We start from the raw sequence: 18,956 nt of genomic DNA, 5'->3' as shown, positions 1-18,956 counted from the left end.
CAGGCCTGGCACAATCAATCATCGGCCGCAAGCTGACCGGCCCAGACCGGGTTTTCGATCTTCTTGTTTTCCAGGCGCATCACCGCATAGATCACTTCATTGTAAGGCGTGGGCACCCCCAGCTCCCGGGCCATTCGGACCACCATGCCGTTCAGGGCCTCGATCTCCGTTTTGCGACGCCACTCCAGGTCGCGCAGCATGGACGGCTTGAAACGCTTGTTGTAGGACTGGGCCAGGTCCATCGCCCCCTCCACCACGCCCTCGGGAAGGCCCACGCCCCGCTTTCGTGCCAGCGCCTCCACCTCCCGCATCACCCCGGTCAAGATCTCCCGGGTTTCCGGACAGGCCAACACCAGCCCCAGCGTGGAACGCGACAGGGTGCTCACACCATGCACCCCGCAGATGAAAAGAAACTTGGACCAGAGAACCTGCTGGATATTGCTGGAAACTTCCGCCTCAATCTCCGCCTTTTGGAAAAGATCCAAGATCCGATCCACCCGCTCCGTGTGCTCCCCGTCCAGCTCGCCAAAAACGATCCGGCCCGGCGGTCCCGAATGAGCGATCACCCCCGGCGAGGCGATGGTGGACTCGATGTAGGCGGTGCCCCCCCAAGATCTTCTCTTCGCCGAAGTGGTGGGACAGCTTGTCCACGTTGTCGATTCCGTTCTGGAGGGTGAGGACCACGGTGTCCTCCTCCACCAGGGATTCCACGTAGCGGGCCGCCTGCTCCGTATCGTGGGCCTTGACGCAAAAAAGAAGCAGATCCACCGGACCGATGTCATCCGGCTCGCTGGTGGCGTGGATCCGCACGCGAAAGTTCTCGTTGTTCGTCACAACCTCCAGACCGTCTTCCTGAAGGGCCTGGAGATGTTTTCCCCGGGCAAGAAAGTGGATGTCCATGCCCGCGCGTGCCAAAAATCCCCCAAAATACCCGCCAACGCCACCGGTTCCCATAACGCCGATCTTCATGGATCGCTCCTTCTGGCTCCATCCTGCCGCGCGTTTTCGTTCTCACAACCCGATCGATGGGCGTATTTATAGCGCCTCCCATGCCTCTCGTCAAACGTTTGAATATACTTGCTTCCATGCCGTGGAAGCGGCTTTTCTGTGCGCCATTTTTCACAAATACCCGTCGCTTTGACAAACGCCTCGAAAGTAGTCATCATACCAACCGCTTTATCGGCCGCAAGGCGATACCGTCTGCCAAGCACCCAGGCAGAACAGCAACCACAGTCCGGGAGCCGAAGGTCATGAAGAATGTTTACGATAGTGTCTTGGAGCTCATAGGCCACACACCCCTGGTCCGGATCAACAAGCTCAACCCCAACCCCAAAACGACCATCTATGTCAAGCTGGAAGCCAAGAATCCGGGCGGTTCCATCAAGGATCGACCGGCCCTTTCCATGATCGAGGCCGCCGAGCAAAGCGGGGAACTCACCCCGGACAAGACCATCATCGAAGCCACCAGCGGCAACACGGGCATCGGCCTGGCGGTGGTGGCCGCCGTCAAGGGCTATCGACTCATATTGGCCATGCCGGAAACGGCCAGCCTGGAACGCCAGAAGATCTTGAAGGCCCTGGGCGCCGAACTGCTGCTCACGCCCGGAGCCCTGGCCACGGACGGCGCCATCGAGGAAGTCTACCGCATGGTGCGGGAGAACCCGGACAAGTACTTTCTGGCGGACCAGTTCAACAATCCCGCCAATCCGCTGGCCCACTACCACGGCACGGGTCCCGAAATCTACGAACAGACCGACGGCCGGGTGAACGTGGTGGTCACCACGCTGGGAACCAGCGGCACGGCCATGGGCATCCTGCGGGCCATGAAGGAGCGCGACCCGCGGATCCAGGTGGTGGCGGTTGAACCCTACCCGGGCCACAAGATCCAGGGGCTGAAGAACATGAAGGAATCCTATGTGCCCGGGATCTTTGACCGGTATCAATTGGATCGAATCCTTCACGTCAAGGACGAAGACGCCTTCGAGATGGCCCGGCGCCTCGCCAAGGAAGAGGGCATCTTCGTGGGCATGAGTTCGGGAGCCGCCATGGCGGCGGCGGCCCAGATCGCCGCGGAGCGCGAAGACGGGATCATTGTGGCGGTGCTGCCCGACGGTGGAGATCGCTACCTGAGCACCAATCTGTTCACCACCCTGCTGGAACCCGATTTCCAATTCTTCGATTTTCTCAGACGGAAGAAGGTGGACTTCAAGCCGGTTCAGGAAGGCAAGGTGCGCATTGCCGTCACGGGACCCCGCCTGGATTCCGGCATCGAAGTGGAAGCCGCCCGCCGATTCATCCTGGCCGATCTCTTGACCCGTTTCCTCTCGGTCAAGGGCTTCCAGGCGGAGGTCTTCGTGCTGATCCCGGATCTGGACAGCCGCTCCATCCAGTGCGCCCAGCACAAGGGTCTGGACCTGGACCCCTACGTGGAGGAGACGGTCTCTCGCCTCAGCGGGCAGCTCCGCCGGCTGGGGATCACCCCATCTTTGCGCATGAGCCGGACCTCCGAACACCTCAACGCCGTTGTGGAGACCACCCGAACGCTCCTCCAGAAGGGGATGGCCTACGAAAAGCTGCGTTCCGTCTACTTCAGCCTGGCGGGGTTCACCGACTACGGGACTCTTTCGGGAATCGACCCCAAGAAGATCCGGGTGGGGACCACGGTGGACCTGGACGCCTACGAAAAGCTCAACCCCCGGGACTTCGCCCTTCTCAAGCGGGCCACCCTGGCGGAACTCAAACGCGGCGACTATCTCAAGACCGAATGGGGCAATGTCCTGCCCACGTGGCACATCGCCGTCGCGGCCGCCGTGCTCGACCAGTTCGGTTATCCGCTGGACATCCATGTGAGCAGCATGGATTTTCTCTTTCCCCATTTGGAAAACGTGCGGGCCATCGCCGAGGCCCTCACCGGAAAACCCTATGCCAACACGTGGCTTCTGGCGGAAAGGGTGCACCTCAAGGCAAGTGACGACGCATCGACCGCCGGTGCCGCCCACCTCCAGGCCCTCTATGAACAGGGCTTCACACCGGCCCAGATCCGATTCTGGCTTTTGAGTTCCCACTATCGAAAGCCCATGAATGCGTCCCTGGAAAGCCTCCAGAGCGCCTCACGGGGGCTCAAGCGCATCCGGGAATTCATCGGCCGCATTCAGCACAGCCCCAGCCATGGGGATCGGAATCCCGCCGTGGAAGAAGCCCTCTTCGCCCTGGAACAGGGCTTCTTCGATGCCCTGGCCGACGATCTCAACACCCCCCAGGCCCTGGCCGCCCTCTTCCAGTTCATCCGCCAACTGAACCCGCTATTGGACAGGGAGCCCTTGCACGGGGAACAGAAGGAACAGATCCTGGCGTCCCTGCGCCATATTGACCAGGTGCTGGGGTTGTTCCGGGTGGAGCTGAGTCCCTTGAGCCAAGAGGAAAAGGCTTTGTTGGACCGAAGGGAGGAGGCCCGGAAGGCCAAAGACTGGGCGAGCGCCGATCGGATTCGGGATCAGCTGTTGGAAAGGGGCATTCGGGTGATGGACACGCCCCTGGGGCCCCGATGGGAAAGGGTTGAGACCGAAGACCTGTAGCGAAACCACAGCCATCCCACCGCCGAAACAGCAACAGCCGGGATCGAGCATTTGGCCGCCCAACCCCCTTGGGCCACTTGAGGCCGGAGGGTGCGGCCCAAGCCCGCCGGGATCTGGACAGGGGTCAGGTTCTCGGCCATGTCCCGCCGGCGGGCCGCCAGGAGCAAAAAGAGCACCCAGGAGATTGTCCGAGAACGCCCAGGCTCCTCACTCCTTGTGCGAATGGAAGGAAAGAGGGGCGGGTTTGGAACCGGCCCCCACAAGGTACCAAAAGAGCCACAGGGAACAGTGGAATTTCAACCAGTTCAAGACCTCCCAAAAGGCTGAAAGGCCATGATCGGACAAGCTCCTGGCGTCTCAAAAAGGCACACACGCCGGGCGTCCATCACCCATCCTTGCCCAGAAGCTTCGCCAGAACCGGCCCCTCCCCTTCCACCAACGGATAGCTGCACCGCCGTCCCTCGTAATTTCGAAAGACGATGCGTTCCGCTTCGATCTTTTCCACGGCCTGGGGCAGCAGCGGCACCTTGCCGTATCCTCCCGGAAGATCCACCACGAACTGGGGCAAGGCCAGGCCGGAGATGCGGTTGCGCAGCCTTTGAAGAAGGCGCAGCCCGTCGCTGACCCCGGTTCGAAAGTGCGCCGTGCTCTTCATGAGATCCATCTGCAGGAGATAGTAGGGCCGAACCCGCAGGGAAAGCAACTCCACGAACAGCTCCTCCAGAACCGAGGGATCGTCGTTCACGTCCCGGAGAAGGACCGTCTGGCTTCCCAGCGGGATTCCCGCATCGGCCAGCCGGGCACAGGCCTCCCGGGCTTCGGGCGTGATCTCCCGGGGATGATTCACGTGGATGTTCACAAAGAGCGGATGGTGCCCCCGGAGGACCCCAACCAGCTCGTCGGTTATCCGCTCCGGGGCGGCGAAGGGAACCCGCGTGCCGACGCGAAGAATCCGCACATGGGAGATGCGGCGCAGGCGAGAACACAGATCGTCGACCATGGCCGCGGACAGCATCAGGGGATCACCGCCGGAAAGGAGCACGTCCCGCACCGCCGGGGTCCGGGCGATATAGTCCAGAGCCCTTTGGATCATCTCCTCGTTGAGTGCCACCGGCCGGGTCCAACGCCTCTTGCGGGTGCAGAAGCGGCAATGGACGGCACAGACGTGGGAGACGATCCAAAGCACCCGGTCGGGGTAGCGGTGCACCAGGTTGGGCACGGGCGACCGGGCCTCCTCGCCCAACGGATCTTCCATGGCCAAGGGGCCCTCATCCCGAAGCTCCCTGACATCGGGCATGACCTGCCGCCAGATGGGATCTCCCGGCTTTTCCAGCAAGTTCCGGAAAAGCGGACTCACCTTGACGGGATAGACCCGATGCACGTCCTCACATTGGAGGAGATCCCCGTCGAGGATACCGGATGGGATACCGGCTTGAAGACTCATGATTGGAAACCGTTCCTTGTTTTTACGTGCCATCTCGGTCGTCCGCCAGGACTCCCTGGCCGGAGGTCCAGTCGCGAGGGCCGCCCCCGAAAGGCCTGCGCCCCGTGCAGAGCCTTCCTAGCACCAAACGGCCACGGGGCAAAGGCCTTTACCACCCCGGTCCGGCCGGGGACAAGCCTTGCCCAAAGCCCCCTGCTTGTGAGAAAAGGGATCTTTCGGCAACCCGGGCTGGAAAGGCCCTCCAAGTCCTTCTCACACGTGGGATGACATGAACACTTCCTGGCTTTCCGTTTATCTGCGCCGCCGGGTGCTCTGCCTGCTGGGGCTGGGGTTTTCGTCCGGCCTGCCCTTGGCACTCACCGGGTCCACCCTTCAGGCCTGGATGGCCTCGGAAAAGGTGGATATCCGCCTCATCGGCATCTTCTCCCTGGTGGGACTGCCTTATACCCTCAAGATCGTCTGGGCTCCGCTCATGGACCGCTTCACCCCGCCCTGGCTCGGGCGCCGGCGCGGATGGATCCTCGTGACCCAGCTCCTGCTGGCCGGAACCATTCTGGCCCTGGGCACCTTTTCCCCCAGTCGCCACCTGATGTTCATGGGCCTACTGGCCCTTTCGGTGGCCTTTCTCAGCGCCAGCCAGGACATTGTGATCGACGCCTATCGCGCCGACGTCCTGCCCGACCGGGAAAAGGGAGCCGGCGCGGCCACCAGCGTGGTGGGCTACCGACTGGCCATGCTCACCTCCGGGGCCCTGGCCCTCATCCTTTCCGATCACCTGCCTTGGCGGCATGTGTATGGATTGATGGCGGCGGCCATGGGCGCCTGCGCCCTTTTTGCCTTCGTTTCCCCGGAGCCCCCCCATCCCCGCGGGGCCGTACCGGCCTCACTCAGAGAAGCCGTCTGGATGCCCCTTGCCGACTATTTCAAAAGATCCGGTGCGGTGGAGATGTTGGCCTTCATCATGGTCTTCAAGCTGGGGGACGCCATCGCCGGCGCCATGACCACCCCTTTTCTCTTGGACATCGGCTTTACCCGAACCGAAGTGGGAACGGTCAACAAGGCCTTCGGGCTGGCGGCCACCATCGTGGGGACCCTGGCGGGAGGAGGCATCATTGCCCGGATGGGCATCCATCGGTCCCTGTGGATCTTCGCCTTTCTGCAGGCCGTCTCCAACCTGGGCTTCACGGGCTTGGCCCTGCTCGGGCACAACTATCCCGCCATGGTGGGCGCGGTGGCGGTGGAAAACATCTGCGGCGGTCTGGGAACGGCGGCCTTCTTGGCCTTCCTCATGAGCCTGTGTGACAAGCGCTATACGGCCACCCAGTTTGCGCTCCTTTCCAGCCTCATGGCCGTCACCCGAGTGCTGGCCGGGGCTCCCACGGGCTTTCTGGTCTCCAGCCTGGGCTGGCCCCTCTTTTATGCCGTGAGCACCCTGGGGGCCCTTCCCGGTATCCTGCTGCTGCCGCGCTTCGCTCCCTGGAAGGGGCCCGCCAACTCGGCCGCCGCCGATTGATCCGGCCGTCACAGCTCCAGAAGCGACAGGCCGCTGCGAGGATCCTTTTTCCTGGCCGCGTCCATCCCCAGGATTTCCAAGACCACCACTTCACCCACGAGCCACACGTCCACCCCGGCCCGCGTGCAACCCACCGAAGCCCCCCCTTCCCGGCCGGAGGCCCCGTGCAGATGCAGGATGGGCCGGCCCTGTTCGTCGGGGAAGATCGTCCCCACGCCGAGAATTTCCTGGATGCCTTGGAGGGTGTGCACCAGGGGGACAATCCCTTCTCCGCGGCCCTCCTCCGGGCCCACAACCACCCGGCTGCCATGGCCGATCCCCCCGAGAAGCAGGACGGCCGCCCGCTGCACGCCTTGCTCTTCGGCGAACTGTTCAATCACGTCGGGAATCCTTTCCCCTTCTTCCAGTCGCAAAACAAACACCCGCCCCAAATGACCTTCGCTGTAGCGCATCTTTGGCTCCTCCGACTCTTCGTCCACACTCCTCATCTTTTCACAAGCCATGGAGCCCTCCGTCCGAGCCGGCCGTCCACCGTGAGGTGCAGGAAAGCTCCGTTTCATGGTGCCTCTTTTCCCCAGAATTGTCCAACCCCGCCAAGGTCCGACGGCGGGCCTCACCCTGGAGCCGCCAAACGGACACCCCGGGGCGACAACCCATCCAAGCCCCATGAAGCGGCAGGCCGTTCCCGATGGTACCTGCCATGTCCGAAGACCCTTCCTTGGGCATGAGAAGAGCCCTGCTCCCCGGAGGTTTTGGACAAGTTCCTAATGGATCAGATGGCGATTGGCCACACGCACGCGCCGCAGGCCGGCTTTTTGGGCCGCTTCCAGGCAGGCTTCGGCCTGGGCACGGGAAGTGGTGGGAAAATCGTTCAGGTAGAACTGGGGTGCGAAGGCCAAAAGCGCATAGGGGATGTCCGGATCCAGCGAGGCGATGAAGCGCGCCAGGTGAAAGACCTCTTCTTCGTTCACATAGCCGGGAACCAGCAGGGTGCTGGCCACCAGAAGGGGCGGGTCCCGTCGCAGCCGCGCGAAGCCGGCGATTTGAACAACGTTTTCCAGGACCTGCCGGTTGTCACAGCCGGTCAGCGCCTTGTGTACATGGGGATCCCAGGCCTTGAGGTCCACCTTGATGCACCCCCCGGAATGAAGTGAGAGATCCACCATGGCCTTGATCCACGCCGGATTCAGACTGCCGTTGGTCTCCCAGCATATGCGCAGAACCGAACCGAAACGCTTTTCCAGAGCGCGTCGGGAAAACCGAAGAGCGAAGGGAAGCTGCGGCACCGGATCCCCTCCAAAATAGCAGATGCAAGAGGTCCGCTCCGTGACGGCTGAAAGCAGGTCCTCCAAGCCGATCCAGGCCTGGCCCGCCTCGCCGCTCTTCTTAAAGCTCCAGTTCTGGCAATAGAGGCAGTTGAAATTGCACGCTTCGAAAAAGACCGCCAGGTTGTAACAGCCCACCTCCGGGCCCCGTTCCCGGCTGTAGGCGGGATACCCGCTTCCCGTTCCCGCGGCGCACACCCAGTCCGCCACGCAGTTGGTGGGTATGGGATCGTGGTAGTACGAAAGCAGGGCGCGGTGGCGGCCGTCCCGTCGAAGACTCCGTTCGGTACCTTCCCGAACCGCGCAATAGCCTTTCTCATGGGGTTGCATGCGGCAACGATGCACACAGAGCGCACACTCCACCCCCACAGGGGCCGCAGGGGGCCGGACCGGCAGGTCAAAGCGTTCGCGGGACCCGCGATGGATGGTTTCCACAACGGATTCTGCCGCATCCCAGCGGGTGCGCAAGCATTCCGGACAGACCCCCAGGCCCGGGCCGGCGTCGGTCACCAGACGCCGGCAAACGGCGCATTGGAAATGACGGGATTTTTGGCCGAACCAGCTTTCGCTCAATGGGTGATCGCCTTCCGATCATGGCTCGATAACAGGGGATAGGAAAACCCGGTGTTCCCCAGAACTCTAATCCACGGCACGAGCCATCGACAAGGTGGGCCACCACGAATGGGACGACACCAGAGGCCGATAGCGCCGCGGCCCGGCCGACTCTCCTGGCCGCGGCTCGTCGTTTGCCATGGGGAACGCCGTTTTCCAGATGGGCGATCACCGAGGAGGGTGATCAGCAGATCCGTGGCAACTGCTCGCCCCGGAGCATGTCCAGGAGCCGGTGGCCTCCGATCCGTGTGCGCAGCGCCACACGACCCGGATCCTCTTCCGTCACTTGGCCGATGCATCGGGCCTCCCGCCCCAAAGGATGGCGACGCATCACCTCCAGGGCCTTTTCGCTCACCGCGGGGGGCACCACGGCCAGCACTTTCCCTTCATTGGCCACGTACAGGGGATCCAGCCCCAGCAGTTCGCATGCGCCGGCCACATCATCTCGAATCGGAAGGGACTCTTCAAACAGGCGGATGCCCACGCCCGACTGACGGGCGATCTCATTGAGCGTGGTAGCCACCCCGCCCCGCGTGGGATCCCGGAGCACCCGCACCTCGGGGCACGCTTGCAAGAGGTCGCCCACCAGGTCATGGAGGGCCGCCGAATCGCTCTGGATTTTCCCTTCCAAAGCGAGCCCTTGGCGCGTGCACAGGATGGCCATGCCATGGTCCCCGATGGTGCCGTTGATGAGCACCACATCCCCGGGCCGGGCATACTGCCCTCCCAGCTCCAGGCCGGGAGGCACCACGCCGACTCCCGCCGTGTTGATGAAGATCTTGTCCGCCTTGCCCTTGGGAACCACCTTGGTGTCCCCCGCCACGATGGCCACCCGAGCCTCTTGGGCGGCCTGGGCCATGGCTTGCACGATCTCCTCCAACAGATCCAGGGGCAAGCCCTCCTCCAGCACGAACCCCGCCGTGAGATACAATGGTCGGGCACCACTCATGGCCAGGTCGTTGATGGTTCCATGAACCGCCAGACTTCCGATGTTGCCCCCGGGAAAGATGACCGGGTCCACCACATAGGAATCGGTGCTCATGGCAAGGCGCCCTTCGGGTACCGGGAGCACCGCGCTGTCGTTCATCTGGCCCAGATAGTCGTTGTGGAAGGCTTGGGCAAAGACCTGGCTGATCAGCTCATGCGTAGCCCGGCCGCCGCTGCCGTGATCCAGCGTGATAGTGCGCTCCATCAATCGATCTTCCTCCCCGCTCTGAAGGAACTGCATCCAATAATGACAACAATCGCAAAGGCTGGATTCTACTACATGGCCCGGACGGGCGGTGACAAGGGCAAAATGGAGGGGAAGCCGGTGGCTCAGAGGGATTCCAAAAGGTCTTCGGACAACCGCCGGCCGCATTGCGGACACCGATCTATTTCTCGGTGCTCATCGTCGAAAAAACGATACGTCCACGTCCTATCGGAGGAAACCAGGTACTCGATCCATACCTGGAATCCGCACGCACAGTAGCCCACCGTGCTGTATACCATGGCAACCTCCCAGGTGGCTGTCCTTCCCCCGCAGGGGCGCTGCGCGAATCCGTCCCTGCGGCCGGCGCCGACCATCGGCCGACCGCCCCAAAACGGCTAAAGATTTTCTTCTCATTGGCCACCGCGGGGCTTCCGTCCCGCGGGAATGGATTTTCCCCTGTCACCTCAATTCCAGAGGGCTCAGGGGGAACGGACCTGGCCCAGGGTTCTTTTTCGCAGGCATGAAGGGCTGTGCTCCCAACAACCGGACAGTTGAGCAAGCCTTCCCACAAGCTCTAGCCCCGATCATCGGTTTTCTGAAAAACGGGTAGGACCCGAGCCACGTCTTCCGGGCCCCGTCCAGGGCCTGGTGGGGCCATGGCCCCGTAGCGACTGACAAAAGAAGGCCCCACCGGCCCCACTATCTGTTCCAAAGCCGAAAGGCGGATCCCTTGCCGGACCAGGAAGAGCAGATAGGTGTGGCGCAACACCTCCGGGGTCACCGTGGCGGGGGATGCCAGGCACGCTTCCTGAGCCAGGAAGATCAATCGCGCCCGAATCTCGTCTTCCGTCATGGCCTTGGAATTTTCATTCATGAAGACCGGCTCGGAGGCATCGGAGGGCGCCTCCTCACGTGCATCCGCCAGTCTCCTCAACACCTCACGCCCCAGTCCCACCAGAGGAATGGATCGGAGGGGATTTCCGGAAAGGCGGATCCATCCCCCCTCCACATCCACGTCCGCCCAGCGAAGGCGCGCCACCTCTTCCCCTGGGAGACCTGTGAGCATGAGATAGACAAGTGCCCGATCCACCGGCCCGGCCGTTCGGATCATGGCCTCGATCTCCAAGGGGGAAAGTTCGCGCTCCGGCCCCGAGGCCTCGCCTGCGCGGCCCTCCAGCAGGACCCGAGGAGATGAAGGGGGCTCCACACCTGGAGAGACATGGGGCTGAAAGATGAGCGTGGGTCCTCCGGAAGGCTCTTCCTTTCGCGGCAGCCGAAGCAGAAACTCATAAAGCCACAGGCCGAAGAGCGAGACCAGCAGGGCGCCTCCCATCCCAATGGCCGCATCCCTCAAGTAGTGGGGACGCACGGGGACTTCGCCCGCCTGCGGCGGCTCCAGCACGTTCAACCTGGGTACCTGCTGAGCCGGTGAGACCTCCCGTTGAATCCGCTGTTCCTTGCGTCGACGGTAGAGAGTCTCCAGGTCCTTCAGCTCATCCACCAGGGCCTGATGCCGGGCGAACTTGGCATTGAATTGCCTCGCCTGCCCTTCCTGCTCCGCGATTTGGGCCTCCAATTGCGCCACGCTTCGGCGGGCAGTCTCCACGTCCTGGCGGGCCTTGTCCAAAGCGGCCGACTCGGCCTCGGCGCGCGTGGTGGCGATTCTCCTCTCGATACGTTCCAGCTGCGCCCGGATCCCCCGAACCTTGGGATCCAAATTCATGTATTTTTCCGTGTAGCGCTGGCTCAAACCCCGGATCTGGTCCCGGAGCGCCTCGGCCCTTTCCTGCATGGAGAGCACGGCCCGCAATTCCCGGCCTTCCAGGATGTCTTCTCCCCGAGCCCGGGCGTCCAGGAGTGCCTTGAGCCGGGACTCGGCGGTGACCTGGGCCTCCTGGGCCCGAGCCAAGGACTCGTTCAGCCCCTTGAGCTTGGAAACCAACCGGTTTTCTTCTCTCTCCAGCGAAACGATGTCATTGACTTGGCGGAAGAGCTCCAGCTCCTTGCGTTTGCTTTCCAGACGTGCCTCCAGCGCCTGGAGTTCCTCGTCCAGGGAGGCGGTATCCAGGGCCAGGGCGGCCTTCTGGGATTCTTCAAACGCGCGCAAGTAGACCTGAATCCAGGTGCGAAGGACTTGGAGCGCCTCGGCCCTATCGGATCCCTCCACAAAGAGCTGGATGATGTTGCCGTCCGGAACCATCCGGGCCCCCACCATCCCAACGATATGATCGGTGCTGAGGGACCTCGCCCCCTCCGATGCCCCATGCCCGGACGCAAATTCTTGCCCCACGCGCTCCAGTATGGATCGGCTGGTGAGCACCTGGTGGGCCACCACCAGGTCCGACTTTCCGACAGAGGAATCGTTCGTGGGGGCCAACTCCGAGGGCTGTGCAGCGGTGGGCTTGAGAATCAGAGACGCCTCCGCCCGGTAGACAGGCGGGCGCAGGAAACAGTAGGCGAGGGTCAAGGCGGCCAGGCATCCGAAGAGACCCACAAAGACATAAAGGCGACGACCTCGGGAGGGGGCGGCGGAACCGTGATCGGCCCTCCCTTCCGGTGCTCTTTCAGGAACCCCGCGGGCTGTCACGTCGATGATCTCTTTGGAATCGCCCATGGAACGCCCCCCTGTATCCACACAATGCGGTGCATGCCGGCACGCAGTCCATGCAGACTTTATAGGTCATTTGGCGCCCCAACGGCAACTATTCCCCGGGTTCACCGGCACAACCCATCAAACGCGCAGTGTCGGCGCGCATCGAACGTCACCGAACAAGCAGGCCACCCCCTTGGCGATGGGCGGTTTTTCCGTAATCCGTTTTCCGTTTTGGATGGTCGGTTCTGGGAGGCTTTCTGACACATGCAGTTCAACTGTGCCATGGGAGGTTTTTTTGAGCTTTGTCGAGGCGGGTTCCGAACCCGCCCCTACTCCGGCAAAGTAAGGCCGGCAGCAGGGGCCCGCAGGGGGCAACCTGGGCGTTCTCGGACAAGCTCCTGGGCTTTTCGGCTTTGGTTACCCCCTTGCCATGGGCCTCTTTCGCTCACGGGCCTTGGGCTACGCGCACCCCTCACTCGTCCCGGTGGTAGCGGTAGTAGGCGCCGCAGGTGCCCTCGCTGGACACCATGCAGGGGCCTTTGGGATTCTGAGGAGTGCAGATCTTTCGAAAGAGCGGACATTGGGGAGGTCGAAGGGCTCCGCGCAGAACATCGCCGCATCGGCAGGCCGGGTCCTCCTTGGCATCCATGGACGGCACATCGAAGCGGGCCGCGGCATCGAAGCGGGCCCATTGCGGCCGCACGGCCAAGCCCGATCCCGAGATCTTGCCCAGCCCGCGCCAGACGGCATCCGCAGGCTCAAAGATTTCGTTCATGAGCTTCTGAGCGGCCGGATTGCCTTCCCAGGTGACGCCCCGCCGGTACTGGATCTCCACCAGAGCCTTTCCCCGGGCCCGCTGCTCCACCAGAAGCGTCAAGCCCTGCAAGATATCCAGCGCCTCGAAGCCCGTGACCACGCACGACAGGCCGTAGTTGTCCACCACGTCCTGGTAGGCCTTGGCTCCAATCACCGTCGTCACGTGCCCCGGGCACAGGAATCCGTCCAGATGCAGGTTCTCCGATTCCAGCAGGGCCGCCATCACGGGAGGCATCACCTTGTGGGCGGAAAAGACGGAAAAGTTGTCCAGTCCTTCCCGAGCGGCCATCTGCACGGCGGCGGCCACCGTGGGCGCCGTGGTCTCGAAGCCGATACCGATAAAGACCACGTGCTTGTCCGGATTTTCCTTGGCGATCTGAACCGCATCGAAAGTGGCATACACCATGCGCACATCCGCCCCGTTGCCCCGTTTCTGGAGCAGGGAGGATCGGGAGCCCGGCACGCGGAGCAGGTCCCCGAAGGTGGTGACGATCACCTCCGGTTGGCTGGCAAACCAGATGGCCCGGTCGATATCCTCGTTGGCGGTGACACAGACCGGGCAGCCAGGGCCGCTGATGAGTTCCACATTGGATGGAAGCAGCTCGCGTAACCCCGAGCGAAAGATGGAGACGGTATGGGTGCCGCAGATTTCCATGAACCGAAGAGGTCCCAGATCCCTGCAACGGGCCTTGAGCCGTTGGAGGATGGCGCGCGCCAGCTCACCGTCCCGGAATTCATCGATGTATTTGAGAGCCATGGAGAGTATCCTTCCCGCATCACCGTTTGAGGTGCTCCCGCCCCACATGGGCCTGGCCCAGGGAAATGCAGGCATCATTGGGCGGAACCTGCTCATGTATCAACACTTGGAAGCCCTGATCGATCAGGTCTTCTTCCAACCTCCGGGATAGATAGATGTTTTGAAAGACCCCCCCGCTGAGGGCCACCGCGCTCAGTCCCGTCTCCTGGCGCAAACGCTCCACCAGGTGCACAATCGCCCGCACCAGGCCGTTGTGAAACCGGGCTGAGACAATACCCGGGCGGGTTCCGCGACGAACGTCCCGAGCCACCTCCTCCAGCAGGGGAAAAACGTCCAGCACCCACAGGCCCTCGTCCCTTGTGATCCGGGCTTCGTAGGCCCCGGCATCCGGTTCCAGGGCCTGTTCCAGCTCGATGGCCGCCTGCCCTTCGTAGGTGATCCGGTCTCGGATTCCTGCCAGGGCTGAAACGGCGTCGAAAAGCCGGCCGCAGGAAGAACTGAGGGGCGAATTGAAACCCGATCGAAGCATCTGGAAGACCACCCGCCGTTCCTTCTCGGGCCATCGGGACAGGATTTCCCCATGGACCTTCTCGGCTTCTTCCCCTTCCAGGCACCAGAGGGCGGCCAATGCCATGCGCCAGGGCTCCTTGATGGCCCGTTCTCCCCCGGGAAGGGGCAGGTGAGAAAATCGGCCCAACCTCTCGTAGCGAGCCCCGTCCACCAGGAGGAACTCCCCGCCCCAGATCGTGCCGTCCGGGCCGTATCCGGTGCCGTCCAGGGCCACGCCCAGCACGGGGCCGTCCCATCCGTTTTCGGCCACCACGGAGGCAATGTGGGCGTGATGGTGCTGGACGGCAAGGCGGGCCGGTTGGGTCTGTCCCTCAGCCCACTGGGTGCTCAAGTAATCGGGATGGAGATCATGGACGATCAGCCGAGGATGCACTTCCAGGATCTTTTGCAGGTGGTCGATGGTGTGCTCGAAGGCCCGAAGGGTTTCCAGATTCTCCAGATCCCCCACGTGCTGGCTCACGAAGGCGTATCGGCCCCGAGTGAGACAGACCGTATTCTTCAACTCTCCGCCCACCCCCAACACCACTGGGCCGGACTCGCGAAGGACCACCGGCACCGGCACATAACCCCGGGCTCTCCGAAGAGGGCGGGGTTTTCCGCGCACGGAGCGCACCACGGAATCGTCACAACGGATGTGGATGTCTCGGTTGTGCAAGAGGAAGACATCGGCGATGTTTCGGAGCCGATCCCGGGCCGCCGCATTGTCCGTGACGATGGGCTCATCGCTTTGGTTGCCGCTGGTCATCACCAGGGCTTCATAGGGGGCGTCGTGGAAGAGCAGGGCATGGAGCGGGGTGTAGGGCAAGAAGGCCCCCAGGAATCGGTTGCGCGGGGCCACGGAAGGGGCGATTTCCGAATGTCCCGGCCGCACGGCCCGGCGCTTGGCCAGAAGCACAATGGGACGTTCCCGGCTCAGCAGCAGCGCCTCCTCTTCGGGATGCACCTGGCAAACCCCCTGGACGGCCTCCCGTGAAGCAAACATCACCGCAAAGGGTTTTTCCTCTCGGATCTTGCGGCGGCGCAGCCGGGCCACCGCCGCCTCATCGGTCGCCAAAACCGCCAGATGGAAGCCCCCAAGGCCCTTGACGGCGACGATCTTTCCCTCCGCCAGCCATCGGATGGCTTGGCGGACGGCTTCGTCCTTTTCGGCCAGCCGGTGCCCCTGGGCGTCTTCCAGCCACACCAGGGGGCCGCACTGCCAGCAGGCGTTTGGCTGGGCATGGAACCGCCGGTTCCGGGGATCTTCATATTCGGCGCGGCAAGCCGCACACATGGGAAAGCAATCCATGGTGGTATTGTCGCGGTCGTAGGGAACGTCGCGAATGATGGTGTAACGGGGGCCGCAATTGGTGCAGTTGATGAAAGGGTAACGGAAACGCCGGTCCGAGGGATCCAGCAGCTCGCGCCGGCAGTCCTCACAGATGGAAACATCGGGTGAGATGAGGGTGGTGCGGGACCCAGTGCGCTCACTGGCCTGGATGTGGAAACCGTCTCCGGGTTCCCAAGGGCGCTCCTTTACCTCCAGGCGGACGATTTTCGCCAGCGGCGGGGCTTCCTGAGGCAGCCGACTCACAAACGCCTGCACCCGGTCAGAGGGCCCCGCCACCTCGATCTCAACACCCTCTGAATCGTTTCGCACCCAGCCCACCAGGTCCAAGCTGCGAGCCAATTGGTAGACGGTGGGCCGGAAGCCCACCCCCTGCACGATCCCGTCCACCTGGATGCGAATGCGCCGCTGTCCCCTTTCGGCGGGCTGACTCACGCGTTCTTCACTTCCTGGATTCGAGCTTCCAGCCATGCATACCAAGCGTCCAGTCCTTCTCCCGTGCGGCACGAAACCTGGAAGACGGTCTGGTTGGGATTGAGCTGAGAGGTACGTTGGCGGATGGTGGCCAGGTCGCAGTCCACGTAGGGCAGCAGGTCGATCTTGTTCACCAGCAGGACCGATGACTGCTGAAACATGAGGGGGTACTTGAGGGGCTTGTCGTCGCCTTCGGCCACGCTCAAGATCATGGCCTTGTGGTGTTCACCCAGGTTGAATTCAGCCGGGCAAACCAGATTTCCCACGTTTTCGATGACCAGAAGATCCACCGAATCCAGATCCAGGGCGGCCAGGGCCGACTGCACCATGTTGCCGTCCAGATGGCAGGCGCCGTCCGTGTTGATCTGCACGGCCTGAACCCCCTTTTTCTGGATCCTCTCGGCGTCGTAAGAGGATTGGATGTCTCCCTCGATGACCGCGATACCGAACCGATCACCCAATCCCTCCACCGTGCGTTCCAGCAAAGACGTCTTTCCCGCCCCGGGGGAGCTCATGAGGTTGAGAGCCAGCACCTTCTTTTCATCAAAAAGCCTACGATTTTCTTCCGCCAGTCGGTCGTTGATCTCCAGGATGTTCCGAACCACCGGCACCTTGATTTCCGTCATGGTCTTCCACTCCCTCGTTGTCGCCTTCTCCTTCAATGGATAGAACTGTCATCTCCCGTCCGCTCACCATATGCATGCCCGACATCACGGGCCCGCAATCGGGGCAGGCATCGAAGCGATCTTCCACCTCGAAGAGCTCCCCGCACAACGGACACCGAACCACCACCGGCACCGTTTCGATGTCCAGGCGTGCCGAAGCCGCCGGCGTATCCTGCGACACCACCTGAAAGCAGAAGGTGAGCGCTTCCGGAACCACCGCCGCCAGGGCTCCCACCTGCACGACGATGCGATCCACCCGACGCATGCCGTGCCGGGCGCTTTCATCCAGGACGATTTCCAACAGATTCTGGGCAATGGCCATCTCGTGCACGCAAACTCTCCTTCCGCCCTCGCGCCAACCGGAACCCATCCTTCCTAGTGAAAAACGCTGGCACTTTACACACCTCACGCTCCACCGGTCAAGACGGCTTATGCCGCGCCTTCCACCGAGAGGTTTTACCCGGGCGGCAGCCCTGCTAGAATAATGAAGTGCACGCCAACTTGCGAGGATGGAGATCCCATGGAACGACAACTCTTTCGCCAACGGCTGCTGGCCGTCTCCCTGTCCGTGACGGTGGGCGCCCTCTTGATGCTCCTCAAGTTCTACATCTTCCACCTGACCCGTTCGACCGCGGTCCTCTCCGATGCTCTGGAGTCCATCATCAACGTGATCGCCAGCGGTTTCGCTCTTTGGAGCATCGTGCTTTCGGCCAAGCCCCCCGACGCCGACCATCCGTACGGCCACGGCAAGATCGAATACTTTTCGGCCGGCTTCGAAGGGGCTCTCATCGTGATCGCGGCTGTGGGCATCTTTGGCTCCGCCTGGAAGCAATTGGGAGCGGCGCGTCCCCTTCCCCACCTGGACCAGGGACTCCTGCTCCTCGTGGCCGCGAGCCTGATCAATCTGGGCCTGGGCGTCCACCTCATCCGGGTGGGCAAGCGAACCCAGTCCATCCCCCTGGTGGCGGACGGCACCCATGTACTCACCGACGTGGCCACCTCCGCCGGTGTCATCCTGGGCCTGGTCTTGGTGAAATGGACGGGCTGGTATTGGCTGGACGGCGCGGTGGCCATCCTGGTGGGAGCCCACATCCTCTATTCCGGAAGCCGGCTTCTGAGGGAATCCTTCTCCCGCCTCATGGACGCTTCGGACCCGGATCTACTGGCCGAAATCGGGCGGTTGCTCAGCTCCCGCAGGAAAGAAAACTGGATCGACGTCCACCGCCTGCGGGCGTGGCGTTCCGGACGGTACATCTACGTGGACTTTCACCTCATTTTACCGAGAGACCTTACCATCCATGAAGCCCACCAGGAGGTGGAGGAACTGGAGCAGGCCTTCCGGGATCGGTTTGGAGAGCACGTGGAGGTCCTGGTCCACATCGATGCCTGCCGGGACCCCGAATGCCCCATCTGCAGCCGGCAGAAGTGCAAGCAAAGGCAAGCGCCACTCCAGGCCCTCAAGCCGTGGGATCAGGCTCACCTGACCACGGAATTTCGAAAAGAGGCCGATTCCTGAAACAAACGAAAAAGCAGTCACTTGAGACGGCAAAAGCCGCCCCCCTCCCGGAAGCGGGGCCATGTCGGGAGGTCATTTTCCAAAGAAACATCTGTGGAACGGATCGCTCGGCGTCCAACGGCCTGTGGCCACGTGCGGACAGCTCCATGGAAACCAAGGGAAAAGTTCAGTCCGCCTTGCTTCGCACCCTGGCCAGGAACTTTTCCCGGTGCACCACGAAGCGTTCGTGCACGCCCTCTCCGATCTTCTCTTTTTCGTCGTAGGCACTCACCTTAAAGATCAGCCGCCGACCGTCCACCTCTTCCAGGAGGGCCTCGGCGCGCACCTTCATGCCCACGGGCGTGGCCGCTATGTGGGATGTGCGCATGGAGGTCCCCACGGACGTGTTCTCTTCGCCCAGGAACTGGCGCACGCAGGCCACCGCCGCCGCCTCCATGAGGGCCACCATGGCCGGGGTGGCGAACACCTCCACATCCCCACTTCCCATGGTTCGGGCCACATTGGCATCTGTGACCGTGGTTTCCGCTCTGCCCACCATGCCGGCCTTCAGCTCACTCATCTTTCCACCTCCTCGGTT

Annotated in this window: 16 protein-coding genes; 3 read left to right on the top strand and 13 right to left on the bottom strand. The window is 62.6% G+C overall.

Annotated elements, in window-relative coordinates; all coding sequences use genetic code 11:
* Positions 1–14 precede the first annotated feature (14 nt).
* On the bottom strand, positions 15–566 hold the full coding sequence (locus tag B9A12_RS05780) for a ketopantoate reductase family protein (RefSeq protein ID WP_245802359.1): 552 nt from the start codon (positions 564–566) through the stop codon (positions 15–17).
* The gene (locus B9A12_RS17560) at positions 457–969 is read right to left on the bottom strand and encodes a ketopantoate reductase family protein (RefSeq protein ID WP_084056959.1); all 513 of its coding nucleotides are present in this window, start codon (positions 967–969) and stop codon (positions 457–459) included. Before B9A12_RS17560 ends, B9A12_RS05780 begins: the two co-directional genes overlap by 110 nt.
* Before the next feature lie 281 nt (positions 970–1,250).
* Between B9A12_RS17560 and B9A12_RS05770 the strand changes: the two genes are divergently transcribed.
* Positions 1,251–3,575, top strand: coding sequence for a cysteine synthase (locus B9A12_RS05770; protein WP_084056922.1), 2,325 nt, complete (start codon positions 1,251–1,253; stop codon positions 3,573–3,575).
* Between the two features lie 385 nt (positions 3,576–3,960).
* Here the strand turns inward: B9A12_RS05770 and B9A12_RS05765 are convergent, their stop codons facing one another.
* On the bottom strand, positions 3,961–5,019 hold the full coding sequence (locus B9A12_RS05765; protein ID WP_139796511.1) for a KamA family radical SAM protein: 1,059 nt from the start codon (positions 5,017–5,019) through the stop codon (positions 3,961–3,963).
* A 268-nt stretch (positions 5,020–5,287) separates the two neighbouring features.
* Here B9A12_RS05765 and B9A12_RS05760 point away from each other — a divergent pair, with 268 nt between their 5' ends.
* Complete coding sequence (locus B9A12_RS05760; RefSeq protein WP_084056920.1) at positions 5,288–6,532, top strand: AmpG family muropeptide MFS transporter; 1,245 nt, start codon at positions 5,288–5,290, stop codon at positions 6,530–6,532.
* An 8-nt stretch (positions 6,533–6,540) separates the two neighbouring features.
* Here B9A12_RS05760 and B9A12_RS05755 read toward each other — a convergent pair whose 3' ends face one another.
* From B9A12_RS05755 to B9A12_RS05715, 9 genes are all read right to left on the bottom strand, one after another.
* A complete protein-coding gene (locus B9A12_RS05755) occupies positions 6,541–7,035 on the bottom strand; it encodes a PPC domain-containing DNA-binding protein (protein WP_212636835.1) in 495 nt (164 codons plus the stop codon).
* Between the two features lie 261 nt (positions 7,036–7,296).
* Entirely contained in the window at positions 7,297–8,430 is a 1,134-nt protein-coding gene (locus tag B9A12_RS05745) for a radical SAM protein (RefSeq protein WP_084056918.1), read from the bottom strand.
* A 223-nt stretch (positions 8,431–8,653) separates the two neighbouring features.
* Positions 8,654–9,661: a hydrogenase expression/formation protein HypE gene (gene hypE / locus B9A12_RS05740; RefSeq protein ID WP_139796510.1), complete on the bottom strand. Its 1,008-nt coding sequence runs from the start codon at positions 9,659–9,661 to the stop codon at positions 8,654–8,656.
* A 125-nt stretch (positions 9,662–9,786) separates the two neighbouring features.
* Positions 9,787–9,960 (bottom strand): hypothetical protein, encoded by a 174-nt coding sequence (locus B9A12_RS16905; RefSeq protein ID WP_170920375.1) that lies wholly within the window; start codon positions 9,958–9,960, stop codon positions 9,787–9,789.
* Between the two features lie 275 nt (positions 9,961–10,235).
* Positions 10,236–12,275, bottom strand: a complete 2,040-nt coding sequence (locus B9A12_RS05735; protein WP_084056916.1) for a tyrosine-type recombinase/integrase — start codon at positions 12,273–12,275, stop codon at positions 10,236–10,238.
* A gap of 451 nt (positions 12,276–12,726) precedes the next feature.
* Positions 12,727–13,827: a hydrogenase formation protein HypD gene (hypD, locus tag B9A12_RS05730; protein ID WP_084056915.1), complete on the bottom strand. Its 1,101-nt coding sequence runs from the start codon at positions 13,825–13,827 to the stop codon at positions 12,727–12,729.
* A 19-nt stretch (positions 13,828–13,846) separates the two neighbouring features.
* Complete coding sequence (hypF, locus tag B9A12_RS05725) at positions 13,847–16,159, bottom strand: carbamoyltransferase HypF (RefSeq protein WP_212636834.1); 2,313 nt, start codon at positions 16,157–16,159, stop codon at positions 13,847–13,849.
* Positions 16,156–16,824, bottom strand: a complete 669-nt coding sequence (hypB, locus tag B9A12_RS05720) for a hydrogenase nickel incorporation protein HypB (RefSeq protein ID WP_084056914.1) — start codon at positions 16,822–16,824, stop codon at positions 16,156–16,158. The genes hypF and hypB overlap by 4 nt, the downstream gene beginning before the upstream one ends.
* Positions 16,751–17,185 (bottom strand): hydrogenase maturation nickel metallochaperone HypA/HybF, encoded by a 435-nt coding sequence (locus B9A12_RS05715; protein ID WP_245802363.1) that lies wholly within the window; start codon positions 17,183–17,185, stop codon positions 16,751–16,753. Before B9A12_RS05715 ends, hypB begins: the two co-directional genes overlap by 74 nt.
* A gap of 198 nt (positions 17,186–17,383) precedes the next feature.
* Here B9A12_RS05715 and B9A12_RS05710 point away from each other — a divergent pair, with 198 nt between their 5' ends.
* Positions 17,384–18,379, top strand: coding sequence for a cation diffusion facilitator family transporter (locus B9A12_RS05710; protein WP_084056912.1), 996 nt, complete (start codon positions 17,384–17,386; stop codon positions 18,377–18,379).
* A 166-nt stretch (positions 18,380–18,545) separates the two neighbouring features.
* Here the strand turns inward: B9A12_RS05710 and B9A12_RS05705 are convergent, their stop codons facing one another.
* On the bottom strand, positions 18,546–18,938 hold the full coding sequence (locus tag B9A12_RS05705; protein WP_084056911.1) for a thioesterase family protein: 393 nt from the start codon (positions 18,936–18,938) through the stop codon (positions 18,546–18,548).
* Positions 18,939–18,956: the final 18 nt, after the last annotated feature.

The sequence above is a fragment of the Desulfacinum hydrothermale DSM 13146 genome, assembly GCF_900176285.1.
Classification (GTDB): Bacteria; Desulfobacterota; Syntrophobacteria; order Syntrophobacterales; family DSM-9756; genus Desulfacinum; species Desulfacinum hydrothermale.
This window is presented reverse-complemented; position numbering and strand designations above follow the sequence as displayed.